General features: G+C 72.5%; 22 protein-coding genes. 14 read left to right on the forward strand and 8 right to left on the reverse strand.

The features are described from left to right. Positions 1-23: 23 nt before the first annotated feature. Positions 24-656, reverse strand: a complete 633-nt coding sequence (upp, locus tag KBX46_RS30280) for a uracil phosphoribosyltransferase (RefSeq protein ID WP_099850446.1) — start codon at positions 654-656, stop codon at positions 24-26. 123 nt (positions 657-779) lie between these two features. Between upp and deoC the strand changes: the two genes are divergently transcribed. The 10 genes from deoC (at position 780) to KBX46_RS30330 (ending at position 12,434) form a co-directional block, all read left to right on the forward strand. After that, positions 780-1,739 carry a deoxyribose-phosphate aldolase gene (gene deoC / locus KBX46_RS30285; RefSeq protein ID WP_088946161.1) on the forward strand — a complete coding sequence of 320 codons (960 nt, stop codon included), beginning with the start codon at positions 780-782 and terminating at the stop codon, positions 1,737-1,739. A 6-nt stretch (positions 1,740-1,745) separates the two neighbouring features. Further along, positions 1,746-3,176 (forward strand): aldehyde dehydrogenase family protein, encoded by a 1,431-nt coding sequence (locus KBX46_RS30290; RefSeq protein ID WP_210795380.1) that lies wholly within the window; start codon positions 1,746-1,748, stop codon positions 3,174-3,176. Then, a complete protein-coding gene (locus tag KBX46_RS30295) occupies positions 3,169-3,993 on the forward strand; it encodes an aldehyde dehydrogenase family protein (RefSeq protein WP_210795382.1) in 825 nt (274 codons plus the stop codon). The genes KBX46_RS30290 and KBX46_RS30295 overlap by 8 nt, the downstream gene beginning before the upstream one ends. A 331-nt stretch (positions 3,994-4,324) precedes the next feature. Beyond that, the gene (locus KBX46_RS30300; protein WP_210795384.1) at positions 4,325-4,795 is read left to right on the forward strand and encodes a BlaI/MecI/CopY family transcriptional regulator; all 471 of its coding nucleotides are present in this window, start codon (positions 4,325-4,327) and stop codon (positions 4,793-4,795) included. 10 nt (positions 4,796-4,805) lie between these two features. Next, complete coding sequence (locus KBX46_RS30305; RefSeq protein WP_099850442.1) at positions 4,806-5,711, forward strand: M56 family metallopeptidase; 906 nt, start codon at positions 4,806-4,808, stop codon at positions 5,709-5,711. A gap of 201 nt (positions 5,712-5,912) precedes the next feature. Further along, positions 5,913-7,166, forward strand: a complete 1,254-nt coding sequence (locus tag KBX46_RS30310; protein WP_141907860.1) for a cytochrome ubiquinol oxidase subunit I — start codon at positions 5,913-5,915, stop codon at positions 7,164-7,166. Positions 7,167-7,192: 26 nt separating this feature from the next. Then, positions 7,193-8,200, forward strand: coding sequence for a cytochrome d ubiquinol oxidase subunit II (locus KBX46_RS30315; RefSeq protein WP_210795386.1), 1,008 nt, complete (start codon positions 7,193-7,195; stop codon positions 8,198-8,200). After that, a complete protein-coding gene (gene cydD, locus KBX46_RS30320; RefSeq protein ID WP_210795388.1) occupies positions 8,197-9,873 on the forward strand; it encodes a thiol reductant ABC exporter subunit CydD in 1,677 nt (558 codons plus the stop codon). The genes KBX46_RS30315 and cydD overlap by 4 nt, the downstream gene beginning before the upstream one ends. Continuing rightward, a complete protein-coding gene (gene cydC, locus KBX46_RS30325; RefSeq protein WP_210795390.1) occupies positions 9,870-11,660 on the forward strand; it encodes a thiol reductant ABC exporter subunit CydC in 1,791 nt (596 codons plus the stop codon). Before cydD ends, cydC begins: the two co-directional genes overlap by 4 nt. A 69-nt stretch (positions 11,661-11,729) precedes the next feature. After that, positions 11,730-12,434, forward strand: a complete 705-nt coding sequence (locus tag KBX46_RS30330; protein ID WP_210795392.1) for a permease prefix domain 1-containing protein — start codon at positions 11,730-11,732, stop codon at positions 12,432-12,434. A gap of 51 nt (positions 12,435-12,485) precedes the next feature. Here KBX46_RS30330 and KBX46_RS30335 read toward each other — a convergent pair whose 3' ends face one another. Further along, positions 12,486-12,827 (reverse strand): PadR family transcriptional regulator, encoded by a 342-nt coding sequence (locus KBX46_RS30335; protein WP_088946152.1) that lies wholly within the window; start codon positions 12,825-12,827, stop codon positions 12,486-12,488. Between the two features lie 160 nt (positions 12,828-12,987). On the opposite strand from KBX46_RS30335, the gene KBX46_RS30340 reads away from it, so the two are divergent. Next, entirely contained in the window at positions 12,988-13,944 is a 957-nt protein-coding gene (locus KBX46_RS30340) for a DNA primase (protein WP_210795394.1), read from the forward strand. Between the two features lie 39 nt (positions 13,945-13,983). Beyond that, positions 13,984-16,533, forward strand: coding sequence for a transposase (locus tag KBX46_RS30345; protein ID WP_210795420.1), 2,550 nt, complete (start codon positions 13,984-13,986; stop codon positions 16,531-16,533). 244 nt (positions 16,534-16,777) lie between these two features. On the opposite strand, the gene KBX46_RS30350 is transcribed toward KBX46_RS30345, so the two are convergent. The 4 genes from KBX46_RS30350 to KBX46_RS30365 all read right to left on the reverse strand — a co-directional run bounded on the left by KBX46_RS30350 (position 16,778) and on the right by KBX46_RS30365 (position 21,885). Then, entirely contained in the window at positions 16,778-17,371 is a 594-nt protein-coding gene (locus KBX46_RS30350; protein WP_210795396.1) for an ATP/GTP-binding protein, read from the reverse strand. Position 17,372: 1 nt separating this feature from the next. Continuing rightward, entirely contained in the window at positions 17,373-17,747 is a 375-nt protein-coding gene (locus KBX46_RS30355; protein WP_088952188.1) for a DUF742 domain-containing protein, read from the reverse strand. A 101-nt stretch (positions 17,748-17,848) separates the two neighbouring features. Beyond that, positions 17,849-18,253 carry a roadblock/LC7 domain-containing protein gene (locus tag KBX46_RS30360; RefSeq protein ID WP_030329023.1) on the reverse strand — a complete coding sequence of 135 codons (405 nt, stop codon included), beginning with the start codon at positions 18,251-18,253 and terminating at the stop codon, positions 17,849-17,851. Next, positions 18,250-21,885: a sensor histidine kinase gene (locus tag KBX46_RS30365; protein WP_210795398.1), complete on the reverse strand. Its 3,636-nt coding sequence runs from the start codon at positions 21,883-21,885 to the stop codon at positions 18,250-18,252. Before KBX46_RS30365 ends, KBX46_RS30360 begins: the two co-directional genes overlap by 4 nt. 502 nt (positions 21,886-22,387) lie before the next feature. On the opposite strand from KBX46_RS30365, the gene KBX46_RS32795 reads away from it, so the two are divergent. Next, positions 22,388-22,681 carry a hypothetical protein gene (locus tag KBX46_RS32795; protein ID WP_231927210.1) on the forward strand — a complete coding sequence of 98 codons (294 nt, stop codon included), beginning with the start codon at positions 22,388-22,390 and terminating at the stop codon, positions 22,679-22,681. 24 nt (positions 22,682-22,705) lie between these two features. Here KBX46_RS32795 and KBX46_RS30375 read toward each other — a convergent pair whose 3' ends face one another. Continuing rightward, positions 22,706-23,779, reverse strand: a complete 1,074-nt coding sequence (locus tag KBX46_RS30375; protein ID WP_088951450.1) for an adenosine deaminase — start codon at positions 23,777-23,779, stop codon at positions 22,706-22,708. A 105-nt stretch (positions 23,780-23,884) separates the two neighbouring features. Between KBX46_RS30375 and KBX46_RS30380 the strand changes: the two genes are divergently transcribed. Next, a complete protein-coding gene (locus KBX46_RS30380; RefSeq protein WP_210795400.1) occupies positions 23,885-24,754 on the forward strand; it encodes a putative RNA methyltransferase in 870 nt (289 codons plus the stop codon). A gap of 2 nt (positions 24,755-24,756) precedes the next feature. Here KBX46_RS30380 and KBX46_RS30385 read toward each other — a convergent pair whose 3' ends face one another. After that, a complete protein-coding gene (locus KBX46_RS30385; RefSeq protein ID WP_088951449.1) occupies positions 24,757-25,437 on the reverse strand; it encodes a DUF4272 domain-containing protein in 681 nt (226 codons plus the stop codon). Positions 25,438-25,521: the final 84 nt, after the last annotated feature.

The following is a 25,521-nucleotide window of genomic DNA, read 5'->3' on the forward strand; positions in this document are numbered from 1 at the left end:
CCGGCACCCACCGGGTGTCGAACTCAGAACCGGGGCATGCCGCCGAACTGGCGGTCGCCGGCGTCCCCGAGCCCGGGGACGATGAACATGCTGTCGTTGAGCCCCTGGTCGATCGAGGCCGTGACCAGGCGCAACGGCAGGCCGGAGCGTTCCAGCCGTTCGATGCCGACCGGGGCGGCGAGGACGCAGAGCACTGTGATGTCGGTGCAGCCACGGTCGGCGAGCAACCGGCAGGAATGCTCCAGCGAGCCACCGGTCGCGAGCATCGGGTCGAGCACCAGCACCGGCAGCCCGGACAGGTCGCGGGGCAGCGACTCCATGTACGCGCGCGGCTCGTAGGTCTCCTCGTCGCGGGCCAGGCCCACGAAGCCCATCGAGGACTCGGGCAGCAGGCCGAGTGCGGCGTCCGCCATGCCGAGGCCGGCCCGCAGCACCGGCACCAGCAGCGGCGGGTTGGCCAGCCGGGTGCCCTCGGTGCCGGTGACCGGCGTCTGCACCTGGTACCGCTCGACGGGGAAGGAGCGCGCCGCCTCGTACACCAGCATGGTGGTCAGTTCGTGCAGCGCCGCCCGAAACGTCGAGGAATCGGTGCGCGCGTCCCGCATGGCGGTCAGCCGAGACTGGGCCAGCGGGTGGTCAATGACGTGTACGTCCACGATCGCTCAACCTACCGGTCCGTTCGGCGCAGTGGTGACGGTGCGGTCGGACCAGCGACGCCGCTCACGTCGAGCCCGCCGTGACCAAGATCACTCAGCCGTCCGGTGCGTAGACTTCTCGGCATGACGGCGACAACGACGTCGGCCCGGTCGGAGCTCTCCGAGCTGGGACGATCCGAGACCGCTCTGCGGACCTTCCTGCACGGGCTTCCCGGCGTGGACCAGGTCGGCGCGGAGCAGCGGGCGGCACAGCTCGGCACCCGATCCATCAAGACCACCGCCAAGGCCCAGGCGATCGACCTGGCGATCCGGATGGTCGACCTGACCACCCTGGAGGGGGCGGACACCCCGGGCAAGGTGCGCGCGCTCGCCGCGAAGGCGCTGCGCCCGGACCCGGCCGACCCGTCCTGCCCGCACGTCGGCGCGGTCTGCGTCTACCCGGCGATGGTCCCGCACGTGGCCGAGGTGCTGCGCGGAAGTGGCGTGCACCTGGCCAGCGTGGCGACCGCGTTCCCGTCCGGCCAGGCACCGTTGGAGATCAAGCTGGCCGACACCCGGGCCGCCGTCGCGGCCGGCGCCGACGAGATCGACATGGTGATCAACCGGGGTGCGTTCCTGGCCGGGCGCTACAAGGAGGTCTACGACGAGATCGTGGCCACCAAGGAGGCCTCCGGGGACGCCCACCTCAAGGTGATCCTGGAGACCGGCGAGCTGGCCACCTACGACAACGTGCGGCGGGCCTCCTGGCTGGCCATGCTGGCCGGCGGCGACTTCATCAAGACCTCCACCGGCAAGGTCCCGGTCGCGGCGACACTGCCGGTGACCCTGGTGATGCTGGAAGCTGTCCGTGACTTCCGGGCGGCCACCGGGCGGCAGGTGGGCGTGAAGCCCGCCGGTGGCATCAAGACCACCAAGGACGCGATCAAGTACCTGGTGATGGTCAACGAGACCGTCGGCCCGGACTGGCTCGACCCGGACTGGTTCCGCTTCGGCGCGTCCAGCCTGCTCAACGACCTGCTGATGCAGCGCACCAAGCTGACGACCGGCACCTACTCCGGTCCCGACTACTTCACCCTGGACTGATAGCCGATGTTCGAATACGCCCCCGCCCCCGAGTCCCGCTCGGTGGTGGACCTCAAACCCTCGTACGGGCTGTTCATCGACGGCGCGTTCGTCGATCCGACCGACGGTGGCAGCTTCAAGTCGATCAACCCGGCCTCCGAGGAGGTGCTGGCCGAGATCGCCGAGGCCGGCGCTCAGGACGTGGAACGCGCGGTGCGTGCCGCCCGCAAGGCGTACGACAAGGTCTGGGGTCCGATGCCGGGCCGGGACCGGGCGAAGTACCTGTACCGGATCGCCCGACTCATCCAGGAGCGCTCCCGCGAGCTGGCCGTCCTGGAATCCCTGGACAACGGCAAGCCGATCCGGGAGTCCCGGGACGTCGACCTGCCGCTGGTCGCCGCGCACTTCTTCTACTACGCCGGCTGGGCCGACAAGCTTCCGCACGCCGGTTTCGGTGCCAACCCGCGGCCGATCGGCGTGGCCGCGCAGGTCATCCCGTGGAACTTCCCGCTGCTCATGCTGGCCTGGAAGATCGCACCGGCGCTCGCCGCGGGCAACACGGTGGTGCTGAAGCCCGCCGAGACCACCCCGCTCACCGCGCTGCTCTTCGCCGAGATCTGCCAGCAGGCCGACCTGCCGGCCGGTGTGGTCAACATCGTCACCGGCGCCGGCGACACCGGCCGCGCACTGGTCGAGCACGGAGGCGTCGACAAGGTCGCCTTCACCGGCTCCACCGAGGTCGGCAGGGCCATCGCCCGATCCGTCGCCGGCACCAGCAAGAAGCTCACCCTGGAGCTGGGCGGCAAGGCCGCCAACATCGTCTTCGACGACGCGCCCATCGACCAGGCCGTCGAGGGCATCGTCAACGGCATCTTCTTCAACCAGGGGCACGTCTGCTGCGCCGGCTCCCGACTCCTGGTGCAGGAGAACGTGGCCGACCGCGTGCTGGAGTCGCTGAAGCGGCGGATGGCCCAGCTCCGGGTCGGCGACCCACTGGACAAGAACACCGACGTCGGCGCGATCAACTCGGCCGCCCAGCTGGAGCGGATCCGCGAGCTGTCCGACGCCGGCTCCGCCGAGGGCGCCGAGCGCTGGTCACCGCCGTGCGAGCTGCCTGACCGTGGCTTCTGGTTCGCGCCCACCATCTTCACCGGGGTCACCCAAGCCCACCGGATCGCCCGCGAGGAGATCTTCGGCCCGGTGCTGTCGGTGCTCACGTTCCGCACCCCGGCCGAGGCCGTGGAGAAAGCCAACAACACGCCGTACGGCCTGTCGGCCGGCATCTGGACCGACAAGGGTTCCCGGATCCTGTGGATGGCCGACCGGCTGCGCGCCGGCGTCGTCTGGGCCAACACGTTCAACAAGTTCGACCCCACCTCGCCGTTCGGTGGCTACAAGGAGTCGGGTTACGGTCGCGAGGGCGGCCGGCACGGGCTGGAGGGCTACCTCAATGTCTGAGCGGGTCGCGGTACGTAAGACGTACAAGCTCTTCATCGGCGGGAAGTTCCCGCGCAGCGAGTCGGGACGGTCGTATCTCGTGCAGTCCTCGAATGTGTCACTGGCCTCCCGCAAGGACGCCCGGGACGCGGTGGTCGCCGCCCGCGCCGCCGTGAAGGGCTGGGCCGGCGCGACCGCGTACAACCGGGGTCAGATCCTCTACCGGGCCGCCGAGATGCTGGAGGGCCGCCGCGAGCAGTTCGTCGCCCTGGGCGTGCCCGGCGACGAGGTGGACGCCGCCGTCGACCGCTGGGTCTGGTACGCCGGCTGGGCCGACAAGCTCGCCCAGGTGTACGGCGGCGCCAACCCGGTCGCCGGCCCGTACTTCAACATCTCCGCGCCCGAACCGACCGGCGTGATCGCCGTCGTCGCCCCCGAGCGCCCGGCGCTGCTCGGCCTGGTCAGCGTGATCGCCCCGGCGATCGTCAGCGGCAACACGGTGGTCGTGGCGGCATCGCCCTCCGAGCCCCTGGCGGCGGTGACGCTGGCCGAGGTGCTGGCCACCTCCGACCTGCCCGGCGGGGTGGTCAACATCCTCACCGGCGCGATCACCGAGACCGCGCCGGCGTTGGCGGCGCACATGGACGTCAACGCGATCGACCTGACCGGGGTGACCGACACCGCGCTCGCCACCGACCTGGAGGTCAGGGCGGCGGAGAACCTCAAGCGGGTGCTCCGACCAGCCCCGGCCGACCACGACTGGTCCGTCGACCCGGGTGTGGCTCGGATGACCGCGCTGCTGGAGACGAAGACTGTGTGGCATCCCAAGGGGGTGTGAGTCCTCCTCGGCCTTGTGGTTTTCCGGGGGAGCCCGCCCACTCCGGGCGGTCAGGCTTGATCCCTGCGTGGGCGGGCTCCCCCGGAAAACCTGACGTGGGCCGGGATCGTCGGGTGGGCCAGCTCACGGGTTCCGCCTCGGGTCGGGTTGCCGGTCGACGGGGGCGGCGCAACTTCGGGGATGTTGCTGCCTCCAGCGCCTTGGAGGCAGCAACATCCCTGTTCTTGTGCGGATCTTCGGGCGGTCCGGCGGTCCGCCCGGTCCTGGTCGGGGTCGGGGTGGGGTGGGCTCGGGGGCGTGGGGGGTCTACTACCGGGGGTAGGATTGCTTCGTGACTCGGTTGGGCGATCTTGAGCGTGCGGTGATGGACGTGTTGTGGGACGTGGTCCCCGGCACGTCGGACGGTGTGACCGTGCGCGAGGTGGCCGACGCGCTCGACGGCCGCGAGTTGGCGTACACCACTGTGATGACCGTGCTGGACCGGCTCGCCGGCAAGGGCATGGTGCAGCGGGAGCGCGAGGGTCGGGCCTGGCGCTACCGGCCGGCGGCGAGCCGTGAGGCGCACATCGCCCAGCTCATGCTCGACGCCCTCGACCTGGGCGGCAGCCGGGACGCCGCACTCGTGCGGTTCGCCCGTTCGGTGACCGGCACCGAGGCCGAGGTGCTGCGGGCGGCCCTGGGGAGCGAGGCAGGCCTGACCGGTCCGGGTTCCACCAGCGGCGACCCGGGCGACACCGAGCTGACCGACCGCCTGGACGGGCCGGCGGGCCGGCGAACCGCCGGCGAGGCAGCGGAGCGGTAGGACCCACGCCATGGCGTACGCCGTGCACTTCGCCGCCACCATGCTGGCCTGCTACCTGACGGCTCAGGTGCTGGCCCGCTCCACCTGGACGTGGCGCAGCCCCCGGGTGGCGATCATCTGCTGGCAGGCCGTCGGGTTGGCGGTGGGTCTCTCGGCGATGGGCCTGCCCATGGCGCTCGGGCTGAGCGCGTACGACCTGCCGACCGGCAGCGCGCTGCTCGCCCTGGCCAACGACCTCGCCCACGGCACACTGCCGATCGGGGTGAACACCTTCCACCTCGCCGGCGTCGGGGTGGGCTTCGGCATCGGCGCGGTGCTGGTCGCCACGACCGTCCGCAGCATCCACGGCACCGTACGCGCCCAGCGCCGGCACCGGGACCTGCTCTCCCTGGTCGCCCGGGACGATCCGGCCGCCCCCGGCGCGCTGGTGCTGGATCATCCGAGCGCCGCCGCATACTGCCTGCCCGGGGTGAAGCCGCAGGTGGTGGTCAGCGCCGGCACACTGAGCCTGCTCGACCGCGCCGAGCTGGCCGCGGTGCTCAGCCACGAGCGCGCGCACGCCCACGAGCGGCACGATCTGGTGCTGCTGCCGTTCACCGCGCTGTGCCGGGCGTTGCCGTGGTTCGGCTGGGTCCGCGACGCCCACGAACGGGTCGCCCTGCTGGTCGAGATGCGCGCCGACGACAAGGCCCGTGAGCTGCACGCGGAAGCGCCGCTGGCCGGAGCGCTGCGCCGCTTCGCCGCCGCCGGTCACCGGATCACCCCGGCCGGCGCGCTGGGCATGGGCGACCGGGATCTCGACGTACGGGTCCAGCGCCTCCTGGTCACCGACCGGCCGCCCCGGGTGCTCGGCGCCACCGCCCTCGCGGTGGCCAGCACGCTGGTCGCCCTCCCGATCACCCTCTTCCTGTCCTGACCTGACCCCAGCACGCCACACGCCGCGCCCCCGCATGGGCGCCGCGCCGCCGTGTCCCGCCGCAAGCGCGCGATCTTCCGAACCCATGACTACTACGTACCGTAGTAATCTCTTCTACGACGTCACGTAGTAGACAGACATGTAGAGAACCTACGTGTAGGGTGGCTACGACAAGGGAGCCAACACTACGGAGAGCCGGCCATGGACACCCTGCTCCTCGCCCGCCTGCAGTTCGCCACCACCACCTCGATCCACTTCCTCTTCGTGGTCGTCACGCTCGGGCTGGTCACCCTGCTCGTCGGGATGCAGACCGCCTGGGTGCTCACCGGCAACCCGAAGTGGGAGCGGCTGACCCGCTACTGGGGTCAGCTCTACGTGATCAATTACGTGCTCGGCATCGCCACCGGCATCGTGATGGAGTTCCAGTTCGGGCTGAACTGGAGTGGCCTGTCGCGCTACGTCGGCAACGTCTTCGGCGCGCCGCTGGCCATCGAGACGCTGGTGGCGTTCTTCCTCGAATCCACGTTCCTCGGGATGTGGATCTTCGGCTGGCACCGGCTCGGCAAGGGTGTCCATCTCGCGCTGCTCTGGGGCGTGGCCATCACCGCGTACGCCTCGGCGTTCTGGATCATGGTGGCCAACTCCTGGCTGCAACACCCGGTCGGTTACGAGGTGCGCGACGGCATCGCCCACCTCACCGACTTCGGCGCGCTGCTCTCCAACCCCAGCCTCGGCATGGCGTTCGGGCACGTGGTCTCGGCCGCATTGCTGGTCGGCGGGATGCTGATGGCGGCGGTCAGCGCCTGGCACCTGATCCGGCGTACTCCCGACTTCGTGCTCTTCCGCACCTCACTGCGGATCGGCCTGGTCACCTCGGCGCTGGCGATCAGCCTGGTGCAGGGCTTCGGCTTCGCCCAGTTCGGCCCGGTCGGCGGCGTGCAGCCGACCAAGTTCGGCGGCCAGAGCCCGGAGGCGCAGGCGCTGATCGCTGACTGGACCACCCGGTTCGGCCCCGGCGACTACACGCCGCCGGTGCTGGCCAGCGTCGGGCTGGGCTTCATGATCCTGATCGGCTTCACCCTCGGCTGCGTCTGGTTGCTGCTCCCCCTGCTCTTCCGGGACTGGATCATCCGGCTGCGCTTCCCGCTCTGGCTGGTCCTGCTCGCCCTGCCGCTGCCTTTCGTCGCGGTGATCCTCGGCTGGATCGCCCGCGAGGTCGGCCGCCAGCCCTGGGTGGCGTACGGGCTGCTCCCCACCGAGCAGGCCGTCTCCCCGGTCGGCGCACCGGTGATGCTCGCCTCGCTGATCGGGTTCAGCCTGCTGCTCGGCACCCTCGCCGTCACCAACTGGGTGCTGCTCGCCCGGCACGCGGCGCGGGGCGCGGCCGATCCGGCACTCGGCCGCCCACCGGCGCCTCCGAGTGAGTCGACCCACCCCGAACCCGCGCTCGTCTGAGGCACTGAGGAACTGAGGAGAACACCGTGGACCTCGCCTGGTACGCCCTGCTCGGCCTCTTCTTCACCGGCTACCTGGTGCTCGCCGGCTACGACTACGGCGTCGGGCTGCTGCTCGCCCGCGGTGGCGGCCCCGCTCTGCGGAGGGAGGCGCTCACCGCGCTCGGGCCGTTCTTCCTCGGCAACGAGGTCTGGCTGGTGGCCGCCGTGGGCATCCTCTTCGGCGCGTTCCCGGTGCTGGAGGGCGAGTTGCTCTCCGGCTGCTATCCGGCCGTGGCCGGTGCCCTGGTCGGCGTCATCCTGGTCACCGTCGGGGTGCAACTGCGAAGTCGGTCCGCAGACGAACGGATCCGAGCGCGCTGGGACCGCGTCGTGATGATCGGCAGCGCACTCGCCGCAGTGGGCTGGGGGGTGGTGCTCGCCGCGCTGCTCCAGGGCGTGCCCCGTCAGGCCGACGGGCACGTCGCCGGGGTGTCGCACCTGGCCACCCCGTTCGCAGCCACTGTCGGGCTGGCCATGGTCGCGCTGGTTGCGGTGCACGGAGCGACCTTCCTCGCGCTGCGCCTGTCGGCCGACGCCGCCGCCGTGGTGGGCCGCACGGCCCGCCGGCTGGTGCCGGTGGCGCTCACCGCGGTCGCCCTGGCCACCGTGGTGGGCCTGCTCTCCTCCCGGGTACGCGACGCCGTCCAGCGGCCGGCGGTGGCCGTACTCCTGCCGGTGCTGCTCGCGGCGGCGCTGCTGGCGGCCCGCGCGGCGCTGGCGCGGCGGCGGCCGGGGTGGGCTCTGGCCGCAACCGGCGCGGCTCTGGCGCTGCCGGTGGTGCTGGTCGGGGCGGCTCTCTGGCCCTATGTGCTGGTGTCCACGACCGACCCGGGCGCCTCGCTGACAGTGACCGACGCCGCTGCGAGCGCACCGACGCTGCGGCTCCTCGGCTGGGTGGCGCTGCCGCTACTTCCGGCCCTACTAGGCTTCCAGGCGATGTGTTGGTGGGTTTTCCGAGGACGGACCGACGGCAGGGCACCGGTGTACTGGTGAAACGCCGTCCGTTCGACCCGCGTCTGCTGCGCCGGGTCCCTGCGGCCCGGCGCGATCTTGCCGTGCTCGCGCTCCTCGGTGTGCTCGCCGCCGGGTTGATCGTGGCGCAGGCCACCGCCCTCGCGGCGGTGCTGGCCACGGCGATCGACGGTCGGCTGGATCGGCCGGCGCTGGGCGCCTTCATGGTCGCGGTCGCTGCCCGCTCGGCGCTGGTCTGGGCACAGGGCACGGTCTCGGCGCGGGTCGCCGCCACGGTCAAGGCGACGCTGAGGGCCGACCTGCTCGGCGCGGTCGGCCGACACGGGCCCGGCTGGGTGGCCGGGCAGCGGGCCGGTCAGATCGCCACCCTGGCCGGGCGCGGGCTGGACGCGCTGGACGCCTACTTCACCGGATACCTGCCCCAGCTGGTGCTCAGCGTCACCGTGCCGCTGGCGGTGCTCGCCCGGGTCGTCTTCGCCGACTGGAGCTCGGCGGTGATCATCGCGGTGACCCTGCCGCTGATCCCGGTCTTCGGCGCGCTGCTCGGCTGGCAGGCCCAGGCCGCCACCGAACGGCAGTGGCGGCGACTCTCGCTGCTCGGCGGGCACTTCCTGGACATGGTCGCCGGGTTGCCCACGCTGCGCGCGTTCGGGCGGGCCCGGGCACAGACCGAGGTGGTGCGCCGGATGGCCGACGGGCACCGCGTCGCCACCATGAAGACGCTGCGGATCGCGTTCCTCTCCGCGCTGGTGCTGGAGCTGGTCGCCACCCTCTCGGTGGCACTGGTCGCGGTGCCGGTCGGCATCCGGTTGCTCGGCGGCGGGCTGGCCCTGCAGACAGCGCTGCTGGTGCTGTTGCTCACCCCAGAGGCGTACCTGCCGCTGCGGGCCGCCGGCAGCCGCTTCCACGCCAGCATGGAGGGGCTCGCCGCGCTGGACGAGGCGCTGACCATCTCGGCCGCGCCCACCGCGCCCCGGGCCGCTGAGGGCGCCACCGTCCCGGACGCGCGACGTGACATCCGGTTCGAGGGGGTGACCGTGGCGTACGAGCGGACCACCGCCCTGCGTGACGTGACCCTGACCATCCGAGCCGGCGAACGGATCGCCATCATCGGGCCCAGCGGCGCCGGCAAGAGCACGTTGCTCGGCCTGCTGCTCGGCTTCGTGACCCCGACCAGCGGCCGGATCACGGTGGACGGGGCCGACCTCGCCACCGCCGACCCGGACGCCTGGCGTCGACAACTCGCCTGGGTGCCGCAGCGGGCCCATCTCTTCGCCGCCTCGCTGGCCGACAACATCCGGCTCGGCGCACCGGACACCACGCCCGACGCGCTCGCCGCGGCGGTGCACGACGCCGCTCTGGACGACGTGGTGGCCGGCCTGCCGGACGGCCTGGACACCCTGCTCGGCGAACGCGGCCACGGGCTGTCCAGCGGGCAGCGGCAGCGGGTGGCGCTGGCCCGGGCGTTTCTGCGGTCCGCCCCGGTGGTGCTGCTCGACGAACCCACCGCCCGCCTGGACACCGCGGCCGAGGCGGTGGTGCTCGACGCCACCCGCCGCCTGGTCGCCGGGCGCACAGCGCTCCTGGTCGCGCACCGACCGGCGCTGCTCGCCGACGCCGACCGGATCCTGCGGGTCGAGGACGGTCGGGTCACCGAGCTGACGCCCGAACCGACCGGGAAGGCGACCCGATGAGCGCGGAACACGGGCCGGAGGCGGTCGCCGGCGTGGCATCGGGCCGGCGGACCGCCGCCGAGCGCGCCGTGCTGCGACTGGCCCGCCCGTACCTGGGTCGACTGGTCGGCGCCGGGCTGCTCGCGGCCGCCACCGAGTTCGCCGGGCTCGCCCTGATGGCCACCGCCACCTGGCTGTTGATGAGCGCCGCCGGCCAGCCTCCGCTGGACCGGCTCACAGTGGCGATCGTCGCGGTCCGGGCGCTGGCGATCAGCCGTGGCGTGTTCCGCTACACCGAACGGCTCGCCGGGCACGACGCGGTGCTCCGCATGATCACCGACGTTCGGGCCCGGGTCTTCGCCACCCTCGCCGCCCGGCGTGGCGCCGCGCACCGGTCGGGGGACGTGCTGAGCCGGCTGGTCTCCGACGTCGAGGCCGTCCAGGACCTGCTGCTGCGTGTGCTGGTCCCTGGCTCGGCGGCGGCCCTGGTCGGTGTGCTGGCGGTCTGCGTGGCGGCGCTGATCTCACCACCTGCCGCCGGTGCGCTCGCCGTCGGGCTGCTGGTCGCCGGAGTGGCACTGCCCGCACTGGCCACCGCTGTCACCCGCCGCAGCGCGTCCCAGGTGGCACCCCTGCGCGGCGCACTGGCCACCGACGCGATCGACCTGACCCACGGCGCAGCCGACCTGGCCGCGTTCGGAGCCACCGACGTCACGCTGCGTGCCGCCGCGCAGCGGGCCCGCCGGCTGGCCCGTCTGGAACGTCGGCTGGCCGCCACCGGGTTCGCGGTGGACGCGGCCGGGGTGCTGACCGCCGGGCTGACCGCCGCGGCGGTGGTGCTGGCAGCGCTGGCCGCCGACGTGTCGGGAGTGCTGGTGGGTGTCCTGGCCGTCGGCGCGCTGGCCGCCGTCGAGGTGACGCTGGCACTGGTCACGGCGGCCCGGCAGTGGACGCAGTTGCGGCCCGGTCTGGCCCGGGTGGCCGACCTGCTGGACGCCGGCACGCCGCATTCCCCGCCCACGGCCGGCATGACGGACCTGGTCGGCCCCCACGAGCTGCGCTTCGTCGACGTGACAGTGCGGTACCGGGCCGGTGCGGCACCCGCCCTCGACGGCGTCAGCCTGGACCTGCCGCCGGGGCGGAGGATCGCGGTGGTCGGCCCGAGCGGCGCCGGCAAGAGCACCCTGGCCGCCGTCCTGACCGGCACCGTCCAACCGGTGTCCGGGCGGGTCACCCTCGACGGTCACGACCTCTCGGCGTACGCCGAGGAGGCACTGCCGCGGGCTGTCGGCGGCCTGCTGGCCGAGGCGTACGTCTTTCACGCCACGGTGCGGGAGAACCTGCTGCTCGGGCGGGCCGGGGCCGACGAGGAGGCACTGACGGCGGCCACCGCCGCCGCGGGCCTGCTGGACTGGGTACGCGCCCAGCCGGCGGGTTGGGGCACGCTGGTCGGCGAGGAGGGCGGGCAGCTTTCCGGTGGCCAGCGGCAGCGGCTGGCGCTCGCGCGGGCCCTGCTCGCCGCGCCGCCGGTGCTGGTGCTCGACGAGCCCACCGAAGGTCTTGATCCGGCCGCCGCCGACGCGGTGCTCGCGTCCGCTCTCGCCGCCACCCCCGCCGGGCACTCGGTGCTGCTGATCAGCCACCGGCTCAGCGGGCTGGCCGAGCTGGACGAGATCGTCGTCCTCGACGGCGGCCGGGTGATCCAGCGCGGCCGGCACGCCGACCTGGTCGCCGCCCCGGGCTGGTACCGGGACCAGTGGCTGCTCCAGGCTGCGGCCGAACGGGGTTACCTGGCCCTCGCCCCCTGACCGGGGCTCGGGGACGGACCAGGGTTCTCCCCGACGTCAGGGCTCCCTGACCCGTGGCAGGGTGGTGCCATGCCGCACCGTGAGGACGTGTTGGTCGACGAGCACCTGCGGGAGTTGGCCGCCCGGTTGCAGGGGCCGGCGCGACTCAAGTCCGACCTGCTCACCGAGGCCCGGCACGGGCTGCTGGACGCCGTGGAGGCGTACCGGGAGAGCGGTGTGCCGTCCACGGAGGCGCAGCGCCGGGCCGTGGTCGAGTTCGGCTCGCCGGCGCAGGTCCTTCCCTCCTGGCAGGCCGAGCTGGCGGTGGGTGCCCTGCGCGGGCTGTCCCTGCGGATGCTCGCGATCGCCGGGGTCGGGGTGGTCGCCGGGGATCTGACCTGGCGGGGGTCGAGCTGGAGCAGCGGCCCCCGTCCACCGGCCGGCTACCAGCTGCTCGCCAGCTCGGTCGACTGGATCTGGATGGGTTCGCTGCTGCTCGCGGTGGCCGGTCTGCTGGTGGTCGCGGCGAGCGCCCGTTCGACACGTCCGGGTCTGGCCCTGGTGCAACGCGCGGTGGGCGCCGGCCTGACCGCCATGCTGGCTCTCGCCATGATCGCCGGCTGCGCCCTGTTCGCCTGGTCGATGACTCTCTGGGACGACGCGCTGCGCTGGCCACCGATGATCATCGGTGCGGTGCTGGTGGGCGGCGCGTACTTCTCACTGGCCCGTGCGGTGCGCGGCTGGCTGCAGGCCACCGCCCGCCGAGCGGAGTCGCTCGCCAGCACGGCCCACTGAGCCACGTCGCCGGTGCCCCGGTCCCGCCGGTGGTCGCCGGCTCGACCGGGGTCAGGCCGGGGTGGTGGGCGGGCTGCCGGGGTCGAGGAACCGGCCGACGGTCAGCTGGAAGTCGCGCCAACCCGCGCGCTCCCCGGCCAACGCTCCCCGGCCGGAATCGGTGAGCTCGTACGTCCGTCGTTCCCTGCCGTTGACGGTGCTCCAGGTGCTCGCCACGTGCCCGGCGCGTTCCAGCCGACGCAACGCCGGATAGATGGTGCCGGTGGGCAGATCCAGAGTGCCGTCGCTGCGCGCGCGCAACGCCTCGATGATGGCGTAGCCGTGCAGCGCGCCCTGTTCGAGAACGGCGAGCAGCAGAGCGTCGAGATGGCCGTGCAACGCCTGGGCCTTCATACGTAGCTACGCTACTTGTCGAACGGTCAGATCGCCAGCGCCCACCACCAGCAGGTCGAATCCGTGCGCCAGCCGGCCACCGGGGTGCGGGCATCGGTCACCCAGGGCCGCCGACTAGGGTATGTGCCCAGAGTCACTCGCCGGTCAGAGACCCCGGCGGGTGGGCAACCCGAAGCACACGGAGGTCAGCGTGGCCCGCCAGTCGCCCCAACGGCCCGACGCCGACGAGCCCGAGCTCGACGACACCACCGGCGCGGTCGAGCCAGATGAGACCGACGGCCCCTCGGCCTCGGTCGACCGTGCACTCTGGGACGAGCTGCGCATCGACCCGGTGGAGATCGCCCTGCCCGCCGGCACCGGCTTCACGCTGCGGGCATACCGGCCGGCCAGCTCGCTGACCCCGACCGACGTGACCGAGCGCGACCTGGACGACCCGTTCCTCGCCCGACGTCAGGTGATCGAGGAGGAAGAGGACGACGAGACCGTCGTCATCCTCGACGAGGACCTGGCCGAGGAGTTCGCCGAGGACGAGGACGAGTCGAAGCGCCGCCGACGCGACGGCGCCGCCGACACCGACACCGACGCGGACGACGACGAGGCCGACGAGGACGCCACGGACGAGGCGGACGACGAGGAGGTGCCGGTCTTCCTCAGCAACCAGGGCAAGCTGCTGCTGTTCAAGACCCCCGAGTCGTTGGTCAGTTTCATCCGGTCCGGTGCGCCAAACGATCTGTCCCAACTGGACAGCTGGAATGAATTGTCCGAACGGGTGGAGCCCGCGGATATCGCGCCCCTCGACGAGGACACCTACGAGCTCGACCTTGTCGTGGAGAACCTGCGCGGCGGGCACGACTCCTGGGATTCGACCCTGCTGATCGAGGCCGGCGAGGTCGCGCGTGACCTCTCGTACGCATTGCGGCTGCCTGCGGTACTCGACATGCTCTCCGCCGGCTCCAGCCTCGACGACCTGGACGAGGCGCTGCGTGCCACCGCCAACGGTGGGATCGGCGCTTTCATGGGTCGGCGGCGGCTGAAGAAGATCGGTGCGCAGACCGCGAGTTTGGGTTGGCGCACCATTGTCGGCAAGATCTCTGCGGTGGTGGACTGGCGCGACTGACCCGTACCGGGGAGCATCAGTTGCTGGCAGAGGAAAGACCTGTCCCGGGAGGAGGACGACGCCGTGGCGCTCGTGCGCGTTTACTGCGGTCTGGCCTCGGCGGATCCGGCTGACCGACCGGCCTCCGCCGGTTCGACGCTGACGTCCGCTGTGGTCGACGACGCAGGCCGTCTGCTGCATGTCTGCGAGATCAGCGACGAGGCCGCTGGCTACGCCCAGCTCGTCGCGCTGCTCGTGGAGCGGTCGGGCGGGCCGAGCGGTGCGGCCATCGCCGCCGACAGCGACGACCACACGGTCATCTCGCTGTTGAGCGCGGCGGGTCGGCCCCTGGCGATCGCCGACGACGACTCGGTGGACGACTTCGCCGAGCGGTTCGCCGACGACGACTCCCTGGAGGAGATGCAGTCACCTCCGGCCGAACGACGGGCCGTCGGCCTGGCCCGCGCGTTGCAGGCGGGCGCGCTCTCCGCGGTCACCCTGCCGGCACCCCGGGATCTCGCCGGCTACAAGCAGGTGCTCGCCGCGCACGCCGCGCTGGCCACCGGCCGACACTCCGCCGCCGTGGCGCTGCGCGAGGTCCTGCGCGAGCTCTACCCGGCAGCCCTGCGTGCATACCCGGACCCGGCCGAGCCGGTCTCGCTGGCGGTGCTGGACGCGCTGCCCGAGCCGGGCATGCTCGGCGGCACCGTCGCCCGGGGCCGCGAGGTGTCGGTCGCGGCGGACGCCATCGCCGCGCACCTCGCCGCCGACGGGGTGGCCGACGCCGACGAGATCAACGAGGCGGTCACCGCTCTGCGGGTCGCCATCTCCGAAACGCCGCGGCGCGCCGCGGTCAACCGGGCGCTCACTTCCGCGGTGGCCGAGACGGTCCGCCAGGCCGTCGCTTCGGTGCGGGCCTGCGACGCAGGCTGTGAGGCCCTGGTCAGCGCGCTCGGCTCGCGGGTGACCGCCCCTGCCCAGGCACCCGGCCGCCGTGCCGCCGCCCGCCGTGGCGAGTCGGTCGGCGAGCTGACCGGGATGGCCGGCAACGGCGCCCGCCGTGGCGAGCCAGCCGGTGAGCCGACCGGGCTGGCCGGCACCGGCGCCGGGCTGCGGTCGCTCCGGCCCACCCCGGCCGCCGACCCCGCACCCGCCGTCGGGCGACGCAGCCGCCCCGAGCCGATCCCCGGTAACGCGCCGCTCGCGTCGCCCCGCCCACTCGGGCCGCCCCCGGTCGCCCCGGCTCCGGTCACGCCGCCGCCGGTCGCGCCCGCACCGATGGCCCCGGCCGCCATGGCCAAGCCGCCGTCGTCCACGCTTCCCGGCCGCGCCGAGCCGGCGCCCAGCCGGATCGACGGTCCGACCAACCGACCGGTCTCCTCGCCGCCGCCCCCGCCGCCCGGGATCACCCCGATCGCACCGGCACAGCGCGGCATGGTGCCTCCGGCCGAGGCGGGCGAGCCGTTCCGGCCGACGCTGACCACCGCCGCGATCAACAACGCGCGGGCCGAACGGCAGCGGACGGTCATTCCTCCCCGTCCCAAGACGAACGGCGAGCCCCGGCCGAGCCACCTGCAACGCCCGGTGGACGAGCCACCCACGGGCGGGTTCAGCGCCACCGATCTCAGCATCCCGGTGCCGATCCCCCGTCCCGGCCAGGAGGCCGCCGCACCCCCCGGTTCCCGCGCCAACTGGCCGCTGGTCAACAACCCGGAGGACCCGGCCGACAGCTCGCCGAACAACCCGGTGGCCTACCCGTACGGTGGCAGCCGCGGCATCGAGGCCCCGACCGACCCGGGTCGGGCCGACGGTCGGGTCACCCCGCCCTGGTTGGCGGACGACCTGCCGCAGGAGCCGCCCATGCTGCGACTGGTGGAGCCACCGCCACTGGCTGACCGGGCGCTGCGCGAGGGGCTCAACCCGTCTGCGGACGCGCACCTGGAGACCCCGCCGCTGCGGTTGGTCGACCGGGAGTTGGCCGCTCGCGGCGGCCGACCGGCCGCTCGGCCCGACCGTGCCGCCGAGCACCGTCCGCCGCCGCCGATGGAGCATCGGACGCCCTCGCTGGAGCCTCGCACGCCCTCATTGGAGCCCCGCACGCCCTCGCTGGAGCAGCGGACGCCGCCGATGGAGCGCCGGACGCCGCCGGTCGAGCACCGTCCGCCACCGGTCGCCGACGAGGGTGACGGCGACCTGCTGATCTTCGCGCAGGCCAAGTCGGCCTGGTTCGTCGGCCAGGCCGAGGAGTCCGACCTGGACTGGTCGACCACGGCCGACACCGGCTGGCAGGCCGCAGAGCAGGCCGCCCGCCCCGCGGTCGGCGCCGAGACCAACGCCGGGCTGCCGAAGCGCGTGCCTCAGGCCAACCTGGTCCCTGGTTCCCCGCTGCGCGAGGAGCGTCCATTGCGGATAGTGCGCGATGCGGCAAGCCTCGCGGAGAACACCACCGGCTACTTCCGTGGTTGGCGTCGCGGCCAGGAGATCGGCGGTTTCGCGGTGGGTGGTCGACCCGGCCGCGAGGCGGCCGGTGGCTGGGACTTCAGCCGGGACCACGGCGACCGCGACGACGACCGGGAGTACGAGTACCGCTCCGCCGGTTACCAGTCCTGACCCTCGTTACACGCGACAGCGCCCTCAGTCAGCTGATTGAGGGCGCTGTCGCGTGTGGAGACGTGCACCTGGACGCGGCAACGCCGCCTCTCGAAGCCGGCAGCTCAACGGCCCAGGGTGCGGGGGCCGGTGGCTTCCAGGGCCTCAGGAGACGGCGTAGGGCGCGCGCCGACGTAGGGGCGTCGGCGAGCAGGGTGGTGCTCCCGGTGGCGGCCTGAGCCACCACCGGGGTGCGGCGTCCCGATCAGGCCGGGGCGACGGCGCGCGTACGGCGCATGGTGAGCACGTACTCGACCAGCGAGATCAGCACGTGCTTCGTCGACTCCCGGTTACGGGCGTCGCAGGCCACCACCGGCACGTCGCTCGAGATCGCCAAGGCGTCCCGAACGTCCTGCGGGTCGTGGTACTGCATCCCGTCGAAGCAGTTGATCGCCACCAGGTACGGGAGGCGTCGGTGCTCGAAGAAGTCGATCGCCGCGAAGCAGTCGGCCAGCCGGCGAGTGTCCACCAGCACGACCGCGCCGATCGCACCCCGAACCAGTTCGTCCCACATGAACCAGAATTGAGTCTGACCCGGCGTACCGAACAGGTACAGGATCAGGTCACGGTCGATCGAGATCCGGCCGAAGTCCATGGCCACCGTGGTCGTCGTCTTGCCCGGCACCTGCCGGGTATCGTCGACGCCCACGCCAGCGGAGGTCATGATGGCCTCGGTGGTCAGCGGCGTGATCTCCGAGACCGAGCCGACCAGCGTCGTCTTACCGACGCCGAATCCACCGGCGATAACGATCTTCGCCGACGTCACGCGGCCGCTCGGGTTCGGCGGGCGGTGCGACATGTCAGAGCCTGCGAAGTCCACTCAGCACCCTCTCCAGCAGTTCAGTGCCCACCGCGTCGTCGGAGTCGTCCAGGATGGTCGGCTCGTGGACCGCGACCAGGCCGTCCGTCGCCATGTCGGCGATGAGCACCCGGGCCACACCGAGCGGGAGCTGCAGCCGCGCCGCGATCTCCGCGAGCGATTGCACGCGTCCGTCACACAGCGCGGCGATGTACTGGTGTTCGCGGCCACCACCGTTGCCACTGGCAGCGGTGCGGCCGCGCACCGTCGTCTCGACGAGCGCCTCCAGCGCGATGTCGAGCCGGGGACGGGTACGGCCACGGGTCACGGCGTATGGACGGACCAACGCTCCGGTCGGTTCGTCACGATCGGCCATCTCGCCGCTCACCTCCTTCGTACCCGTTACCGGCTCCCACCGGTGAAGCCCGTCGTTGTCGTTGTTGCGTTGGTGCCGACCTCACGATCGGCGGCGAGGCGTCAGCCCAGCATGCCCGCAGCCGCACGCGGCTGCGGAGTCAGTGCGTCGCCCACCCGGTCGACCAGCAGCGCCATCTCGTAGCCGACCTGGCCCACGTCAGAGCTGCGGGCGGCCAGCACGGCGAAGGACGAGCCATCCGAGATGGACATCAGGAACAGGAAGCCATTGTCCATCTCCACGACGGTCTGCAACACCGCGCCTCCCTCGAAGCAGCGGGCTGCCCCCTGGGTCAGGCTGACCAGACCCGAGGAGATCGCGGCGAGCTGGTCGGCCCGGTCGCGCGGCAGGTCCCGTGACGACGCCAGGAGAAGGCCGTCGGCCGAGACGGCGACCGCATGAGCGACACCGGGCACCCGGTCGGCGAAGTTGGCCAGCAGCCAACCAAGATCCTGCGTAGTTGTCATCCTTCTTGCTCCTTCTGCCCGCTCCCGGCCACCGGGCCTGAGCCAGACTGCGAGGATTGCCCTCCCGGAGTCGCCTCCGGGCTGGTCGGGGTGTCCGAGGTGCTACGCCCTCGCTGCACGCCCCGGTGGTAGGCGGAGAGCAGGCCACGGACCGCCTCCGGGGAGCGCCGCTGGACCGAGGTGGTGGGCTTCTCCACCGCGCCCGGCACCAACTGCGCCATCGGCTTGCGCTTCGGCAGGCCGGTCGTGGTGGTCTCGCTCACCGGCACCGCGCCGGCTGCCGCCGAGGCAGCACGCCAGCCGTCGTCGGCAGCGGTCTGCCAGCCGTTGGTCTGCGGTTGGGGCCGGCGGTTCGGCAGGCTCTCAGCGACGCTCGGGCGACCGCCCTCGTTCGCTGTGGAGCCGTTGTCCCGCGGCGCTCCTCCGGCCGTCGGAGTGTCTGCCATCGGTGTGTTACCTGTCGTCCCGGGTGGTGTCTTGTGGACTGCCCGACCGGTGGCCTCGACCGTAGCGAACTGCTGGGTCGCGGAGTCGCCGTTCGTCGCCGGCTGCGCGCCGGGTCCCGCTTCCTCCGAACCCGGACGGCGGGTACGGAACCAAGCCGACTCGAGCTCCCGGAAGATCGGCAGCTCCATCGTCTCGTCCGCGTAGCGCTGGCGGTTCTGCGCCTGCGGTTGCTGCGGTGCCGGCCGATTCTGCGGGGCCGGCCGACTCTGCGGGGCCGGCCGATTCTGCGGGGCCGGAGCCGGAGCAGGAGCCGAGGGCCGAGTCGGAGGCTGGGCTGCTGCGGCCGGCTGTTCGCCGGGTCGCGGCACCCGCGGCAGCTCCGTCGTCATGTCCAGGGCAGCGGCGAGCCGCTCGGGCACCGGCGGCGCCGAAGCGTCGCGGTCGGCACCCGGCACCGGCGGCCAGGCCGGCGGCGCGGGGGTGCTGGGCGCCTGCGCGGGCGGGGCCGACCGGGGTGCGAACCCGGCGAACGACTGGCTGGAGGCGGGCGGCACCGAGTAGGGCTGACCCGAATACGGCTGGCCGGACGCCGGCGACGCCGACACGGGCGACGCGGACACCGGCGGACCGGCGTACGGCTGCCCGGAGGCCGGGGCCGCAGAGACCGGCGGGCCACCGTACGGGGCACCCGAGTAGGGCTGCCCGGAGTACGGCTGGCCGGAGGCCGGCGAGGCGGAGACCGGCGCGCCGGAGTAGGGCTGCGCGGAGACCGGCGGTGCCGAGTACGGGTGTGCCTCGGGGCTGCTCGGCAGCTGCCGTGGAATCGACGGCTGCTGGCCGGAGGTCGGGCTGTCGTCCCCGGCGCGACGCTGCGGCAGCGGGTCGATCGGCTGGCCGTTGGCGGTCCGCGGGGTGAACCCGTCACCACCGTTGACGCCGTTCGTCCCGGCAGCGCCGGTCAGGTCGGACCAGGCCGGCATCGAGCGGTAGCCACCGGAGTTGGCGGGGGTGCCGGCACCGTTGCGCGAGGCGGGCTCGAACGGCCGACCGCCGAGGGTGACCTGGTTGCCGGACTCGCTCGGACGAGGACCGTTGCCCAGCGCCGGCAGGGCGCCGAAGGCCGGTGCGGGCCCGTTCTGCTGAGGGCCACCGGCTGCGGGCAGGGCCGGGGGCTGCTGCACCCGACCGGAGAGCGCCCGGGGCACCAGCACCGAGGTGGGCAGGGTCACGTCCGCGACGGTGCCACGGTCGGAGCCGGGGCGCAGCTCCACCCGGACGCCGTGCCGGGACGCCAGTCGGGCGACCACGACCAGGCCCATCATCCGGGAGACGGCGACGTCCACCTGCGGCGGCGTCGCGAGCCGCTCGTTGAGGTCGTGCAACTGCTCGGCGCTGATGCCGATGCCGCGGTCCTCGACGTAGAGCGAGGAGCGGTCGCCGACCCGACGGGCCTCGACCATCACCTGCGAGTCGGGCGGAGAGAACGCGGTGGCGTTGTCGAACAGCTCGGCGACGAGGTGCACCAGGTCGTTGACCGCGTGCGCGGCGACCTCGATGTCGCGGTCGATGACGCCGAACTCGATCCGGGTGTAGTGCTCGACCTCGGACTGCGCGGCCCGCAGCACGTCGATGAGCGCGGCCGGCTCACGCTGCACACGGGTGGAGTCGGCACCGGCGAGCACCAGCAGGTTCTCGTCGTTGCGGCGCATCCGGGTGGCCAGGTGGTCGAGCTGGAACAGCTCGGCCAGCCGGTCCGGGTCCTCCTCGCCGCGCTCCAGCCGGTCGAGGTGCCCGATGAGGCGGTCGACCAGGATCTGTGAACGGCGGGCCAGGTTGACGAACATGGTCGCGACGGAGGCGCGCAGTGCCGCCTGCTCGGCGGCCGTACGGACGGCTTCCAGGTGGACGGCGTTGAACGCCTCGGTCACCTGGCCGAACTCGTCCCGGCTGCGGACCGGTAGTGGCTCGGCGATCTGGTTGGCCAGCTGCACCGGGGAGAGCTGCCCGACGACCTGCGGGTCACGCAGTCGGGCAACCGCCTGGGGTAGGCCGTACTGGGCGACGGAGAGCGCACCCTGCCGCAGCTCACGAAGTGAACGGGCCATGGAGCGGGCGACCAGGTACGCGAAGAGGATGGCCAGCAACAGCATGCTGAGCAGCAGGCCGGTCTCCAGGAAGACCTGGCGCTGCACGTCCGAGCGGAGACTGTTGGCCTCGTCGACCACTTCGCCGTCGAGCTTGGTCTCGACGTTGCGGATCAGCTTGGCGTTGGCCGTCATGGCGGCTTCCCACTGGTCCGGCCCGAACGGCGCGTTGCGCATGTCGCCGGTGGTGTTGCCGTCGATCCAGCCGGTGTAGTTCTGTGCCTCCCGGCGGTCGCCGCCCGCGACCGTCTGGTCGTGGAACTTCGCGTCGTCCGGGGTGGCGACGGCCTTGAAGCTCTGCAGCGCCTGCTGCTGGCCGGTGCCACTGGCGATGTAGTCGGTGCGCAGCGCCGGAGTGAGGCGCTTGCCGCCCTTCACACCCAGCGCGCGGTGCACCACGACCCGGCGTGCGGCGAGGAACTCCTTCTCGCGGGCGACCGCCGCGGCGGCGCGCATCCGGTCGCTCAGCTCGTTGTTGCCGGCGAGCTGCGTGGCCGAGTCGCGGATGGCGAGCAGGTCACTGATCAGACCCTCGTACGCCTGCACGGTCTCGGTGAGCGCGAGCTTGCCGTTGAACACCTGGCTGCGGATGCCCGACAGGTCCTGCAGGTTCTGGTCGATGCCGTCGAGCAGACCTTCCAGGCTGCCCGGCAGGTCCTCGATCTCGGCACGCTGCTGCCGGTAGGGGGACGTCTCACGGTCCACCCGGGAGGTCACCCGGTTGTAGGCCTCCTGGTACTGCGCCGTCGGCTGCGTCCCGTCCGCCCCCAGCAGCAGCACGGCGGCGGTCCGCTCATCCTGCAGACTGTCGACCAGGCTGCCGGAATAGCTCGACAGGTTGGCCAGGTCGCCGGCTCGGTTGGCATTGTTGAGCGTCTCCACGTGGTCGACAAGACCACTGGTGCCCACCACGACCGTGGCGATGGTCGGCACGATCATGATGAGACCGAGCTTGGACCAGATCGGCATGTCCCGGAGCCGGCTGGCCGGCCGGCGCAGCCGCGACAGGAAGGAGCCCGCCGTCTTTGGCCGTTTGCTCACAACACCGCCCTCGCGATTACAGCTTCAACGCGTTGCCCCGGGCAACGCCCAGCGACCGACCCGGCGGGTCGGACCCCCGAGATTCCATCACGCCGGTCGACAAGAAGAAAGCCCAGGTTGTCACCGGCCGGAGGTGTGATGAGATGTTGATGCGATTTGATAGCAGTCCGTCTGGCCGGAGTAACTGAAGGTAATGGAACATCCGCACCGCGTTGTCCTGCTCGCCGGTCCTTCCGGCTCCGGAAAGTCGTACATAGCGCAGCAAACCGGTTTACCGGTGCTCTGTCTGGACGACTTCTACAAAGACGGCGATGACCCTACGTTGCCGCGACGAAACGGCCAGGTGGATTGGGAATCGCCGCAGTCCTGGGATGCCCCCACCGCTGTGGAAATCATTGCCCGACTTGCTCGGGAAGGCCGCGCCGATGTGCCGGTTTATGCGATCGGCGCAGACCGAAGGGTGGCCACCCGGACATTTGATGTCGCCGGATCGCCACTTTTCGTGGCCGAAGGGATCTTCGCCGCCGAGATCGTCGAGGAATGCCGTCGTCGTGGGCTGCTCGCCGGGGCGTACGCGCTGCGCCGTCCGCGCGGGGCGACCTTCCTGCGCCGGCTCGCCCGGGACCTGTCCGAGCAGCGCAAGGCCCCCCGGGTGCTGGTCCGGCGCGGCGTGGCGCTGCTCCGGGCCGAGCCCGCGATCCTGCGTCGGCAGACCGGGTTGGGTGCGGAGGCGGCCCGCGCCAGGGAGGTGCTGCGCCGGGTGGCCGGCCTGCTCGCCGGCCACCCGCACGGTTGATGGTCAGGTCAGCACGGCTGACCGTCAGGCCATCAGCTTGGCGTACGCCGGCTTGATCACCTCGTCGATGATCCGCAGTCGCTCGTCGAACGGGATGAAGGCGCTCTTCATCGCGTTGATGGTGAACCACTGCAACTCTTTCCAGCCGTAGCCGAACGTCTCCACCAGCAGCGACATCTCCCGTGACATGGAGGTGCCGCTCATCAGCCGGTTGTCGGTGTTGACTGTGGCGCGGAAGCGCAGGTCGCGCAGCAGACCGATCGGGTGGTCCGCGATGGAGGCCACCGCGCCGGTCTGCACGTTCGACGAGGGGCACAGCTCCAGGGGGATCCGCTTGTCCCTGACGTACGCGGCCAACCGGCCCAGCGTGCCGTCCGGGCCGATGTCGTCGACGATCCGCACCCCGTGGCCGAGCCGGTCCGCTCCGCACCACTGGATCGCCTGCCAGATCGACGGCAGACCGAACGCCTCACCGGCGTGGATGGTGAAGTGGAAGTTCTCCCGTTGCAGGTACTCGAAGGCGTCCAGGTGGCGGGTGGGCGGGAAGCCCGCCTCGGCGCCGGCGATGTCGAAGCCGACCACCCCGGCGTCCCGGTGGCGCACGGCCAGCTCGGCGATCTCCTGGGAGCGGGCGGCGTGCCGCATCGCCGTGAGCAGGGTGCCCACCCGGATGCTCAGGCCCGCCTCGACGGCCTGGGCGGTGCCCTCGGCGAACCCGGCCAGCACCGCCTCGACCACCTCGTCCAGGCTGAGATCCTGCTCCAGGTGCTGCTCGGGGGCGAAACGCACCTCGGCGTAGACCACCCCGTCGGCGGCCAGGTCCAGGGCACACTCGCGGGCGACCCGCCGCAGCGCCGGCGCGGTCTGCATGACCGCCACGGTGTGCGCGAACGTTTCGAGGTAGCGCTCCAGGGAGCCGGAGTCGGCCGCGGCCGCGAACCAGCGTCCGAGCGCGTCGGGATCGGTGGCGGGCAACTCGTGGCCCACCTCCGCGGCCAGGTCGACGATCGTCGCCGGCCGCAGCCCGCCGTCGAGGTGGTCGTGCAGCAGGGCCTTCGGAACCTTGACGATGTCCTCATACCGGATAGTTGCGACCATGCTCAGACCCTAGTCAGCGCCCCGGGCGGACCGGGACAGGGCCGCCGGGTGTCACGGCCTCCGATCCGGTGCACGTCTAAACTGAGCGGATGGAGTGCGCCTGACGTGGATCCCCGCATCCTCGACCGGCTGCGCTGCCCGGTCTGCGGCGAGTCTCTGGGGCAGGCCACCGACACGAGCGCGCTGCGCTGCCCACGCCGGCACAGCTTCGACATCGCGCGCCAGGGCTACGTCAACCTGCTCACCGGTCGGGCGCCACACGTCGGCGACACCCCCGAAATGGTCGCGGCCCGCGCGGACTTCCAGGCCGCCGGGCACTACGACGTCATCTCGGCCGCTCTCGCCGGCGCCGCGACGGAGGCCGTGGCCCGGCTCGAACCGCCGGAGCCCGACGTCGGGGCGTACCCCCTGGTGGTGGATGCCGGCGCCGGCACCGGCCGGTACCTCGGCGCGGTGCTGGCGGCGTTGCCGGACGCCGTGGGTCTGGCCCTGGACGTGTCCAAGCCGGCGCTGCGCCGCGCGGCCCGCGCGCATCCCCGGGCCGCCGCGGCTCTCGCCGACACCTGGCAGCGGCTGCCCGTGGCGGACGCCTCGACGGCCGTGCTGCTGAACGTCTTCGCCCCGCGCAACGGCGCGGAGTTCCACCGGGTGCTCGACCCGGCCGGGACGCTGCTGGTGGTCACGCCCGACACCGACCATCTCGCCGAGTTGGTGGATGCCCTCGACCTGCTGCGGGTGGACCCGGACAAGGCGGACCGGGTGACCGGCACCCTGGGCGGGCACTTCACCCCGGTCAGTTCGGCGGTGCACCGGGCGGAGCTGGCCCTGACCCGCCGGGAGGCCGCCAGCCTGGTCGGGATGGGCCCGAGCGCCTGGCACACCGACCCGGGCGCTCTCGCCGACCGGCTGGCCGCCCTGCCCGAGCCGGTCCGGGTGACCGTCGCAGTCCGGGTGGACGCGTACCGACCCCGCTGACCTCAGGTGGAGAGGTCGACCTCTTCCCAGCCGGGGGGCTCGTCGTGGTACGGCCCGCGCAGGATCACCGCCCACTCCAGGGCCCAGCGCCGCTGCCCGATCGCGTTCGCGTCGACCAGGCCCGGTGCCCTCCGACCGTCGCGCTCGGTCTCCAGGTACGCCCAGTCCAGGCAGTAGTGCAGGTCGAGCAGCGCGGCCGCGTCGGCCGGGTGCTGCGGTGCCGTGAGGATCCGGGAGCGCCAGTGCGGGAAGCTCTCCCCCTCGGCGATGTGCGGCAGCCGCTCGACCAGCCGCTCGTCCACGGCCAGGGTGGGGTCGAGCTGCTTGCTCAGCCCGAGCACCCAGGCCAGCGCGAACAGCGCGTCGTGGTGCAGCACGAACGAACGGTGGTCACCCTTGCCGCCCATCACGAACTGCCATTCCGGCGGGGTGACCATCTCGACCAGGTGTGAGCCGAGCAGCCAGCTCATCGCCGCCTGCGGGGGCATCCCGAAGCAGCGGGCCAGGATGAGGTGCAGCACCGCGATCCGCGCCTCGATCTCCGCCGTGGGGCGCAGCTCGATCCGGTCGCCCGGCTCCCAGACGAGGGGAAACTGGGCCGGCGGCAACGGCAGGCCGAGCCGGGACAACTCGTCCAGACTCGCCTCGCGCACCTCACGTGGGTCCGGGGCAGCAACGGTCACGGCGGATCTTCCTGTCTGCTCGCGCCGGCGCAAGGCCGGTTTTCCCCCCTTGGCCAGGGACAATAGCGCTCCCAGGTGACCGGC

Source organism: Micromonospora sp. C81, assembly GCF_018070425.1.
GTDB classification, from domain to species: Bacteria; Actinomycetota; Actinomycetes; order Mycobacteriales; family Micromonosporaceae; genus Micromonospora; species Micromonospora zamorensis.

What these genes read in the sequence shown, in the direction of transcription:
- deoC (WP_088946161.1), top strand. Translation starts at nt 780, where the DNA reads ATGACGGCGACAACGACGTCGGCCCGGTCGGAGCTCTCCGAGCTGGGA.
- KBX46_RS30290 (WP_210795380.1), top strand. Translation starts at nt 1,746, where the DNA reads ATGTTCGAATACGCCCCCGCCCCCGAGTCCCGCTCGGTGGTGGACCTC.
- KBX46_RS30295 (WP_210795382.1), top strand. Translation starts at nt 3,169, where the DNA reads ATGTCTGAGCGGGTCGCGGTACGTAAGACGTACAAGCTCTTCATCGGC.
- KBX46_RS30305 (WP_099850442.1), top strand. Translation starts at nt 4,806, where the DNA reads ATGGCGTACGCCGTGCACTTCGCCGCCACCATGCTGGCCTGCTACCTG.
- KBX46_RS30310 (WP_141907860.1), top strand. Translation starts at nt 5,913, where the DNA reads ATGGACACCCTGCTCCTCGCCCGCCTGCAGTTCGCCACCACCACCTCG.
- cydC (WP_210795390.1), top strand. Translation starts at nt 9,870, where the DNA reads ATGAGCGCGGAACACGGGCCGGAGGCGGTCGCCGGCGTGGCATCGGGC.
- KBX46_RS30330 (WP_210795392.1), top strand. Translation starts at nt 11,730, where the DNA reads ATGCCGCACCGTGAGGACGTGTTGGTCGACGAGCACCTGCGGGAGTTG.
- KBX46_RS30335 (WP_088946152.1), bottom strand. Translation starts at nt 12,827, where the DNA reads ATGAAGGCCCAGGCGTTGCACGGCCATCTCGACGCTCTGCTGCTCGCC.
- KBX46_RS30350 (WP_210795396.1), bottom strand. Translation starts at nt 17,371, where the DNA reads ATGTCGCACCGCCCGCCGAACCCGAGCGGCCGCGTGACGTCGGCGAAG.
- KBX46_RS30355 (WP_088952188.1), bottom strand. Translation starts at nt 17,747, where the DNA reads ATGGCCGATCGTGACGAACCGACCGGAGCGTTGGTCCGTCCATACGCC.
- KBX46_RS30360 (WP_030329023.1), bottom strand. Translation starts at nt 18,253, where the DNA reads ATGACAACTACGCAGGATCTTGGTTGGCTGCTGGCCAACTTCGCCGAC.
- KBX46_RS30375 (WP_088951450.1), bottom strand. Translation starts at nt 23,779, where the DNA reads ATGGTCGCAACTATCCGGTATGAGGACATCGTCAAGGTTCCGAAGGCC.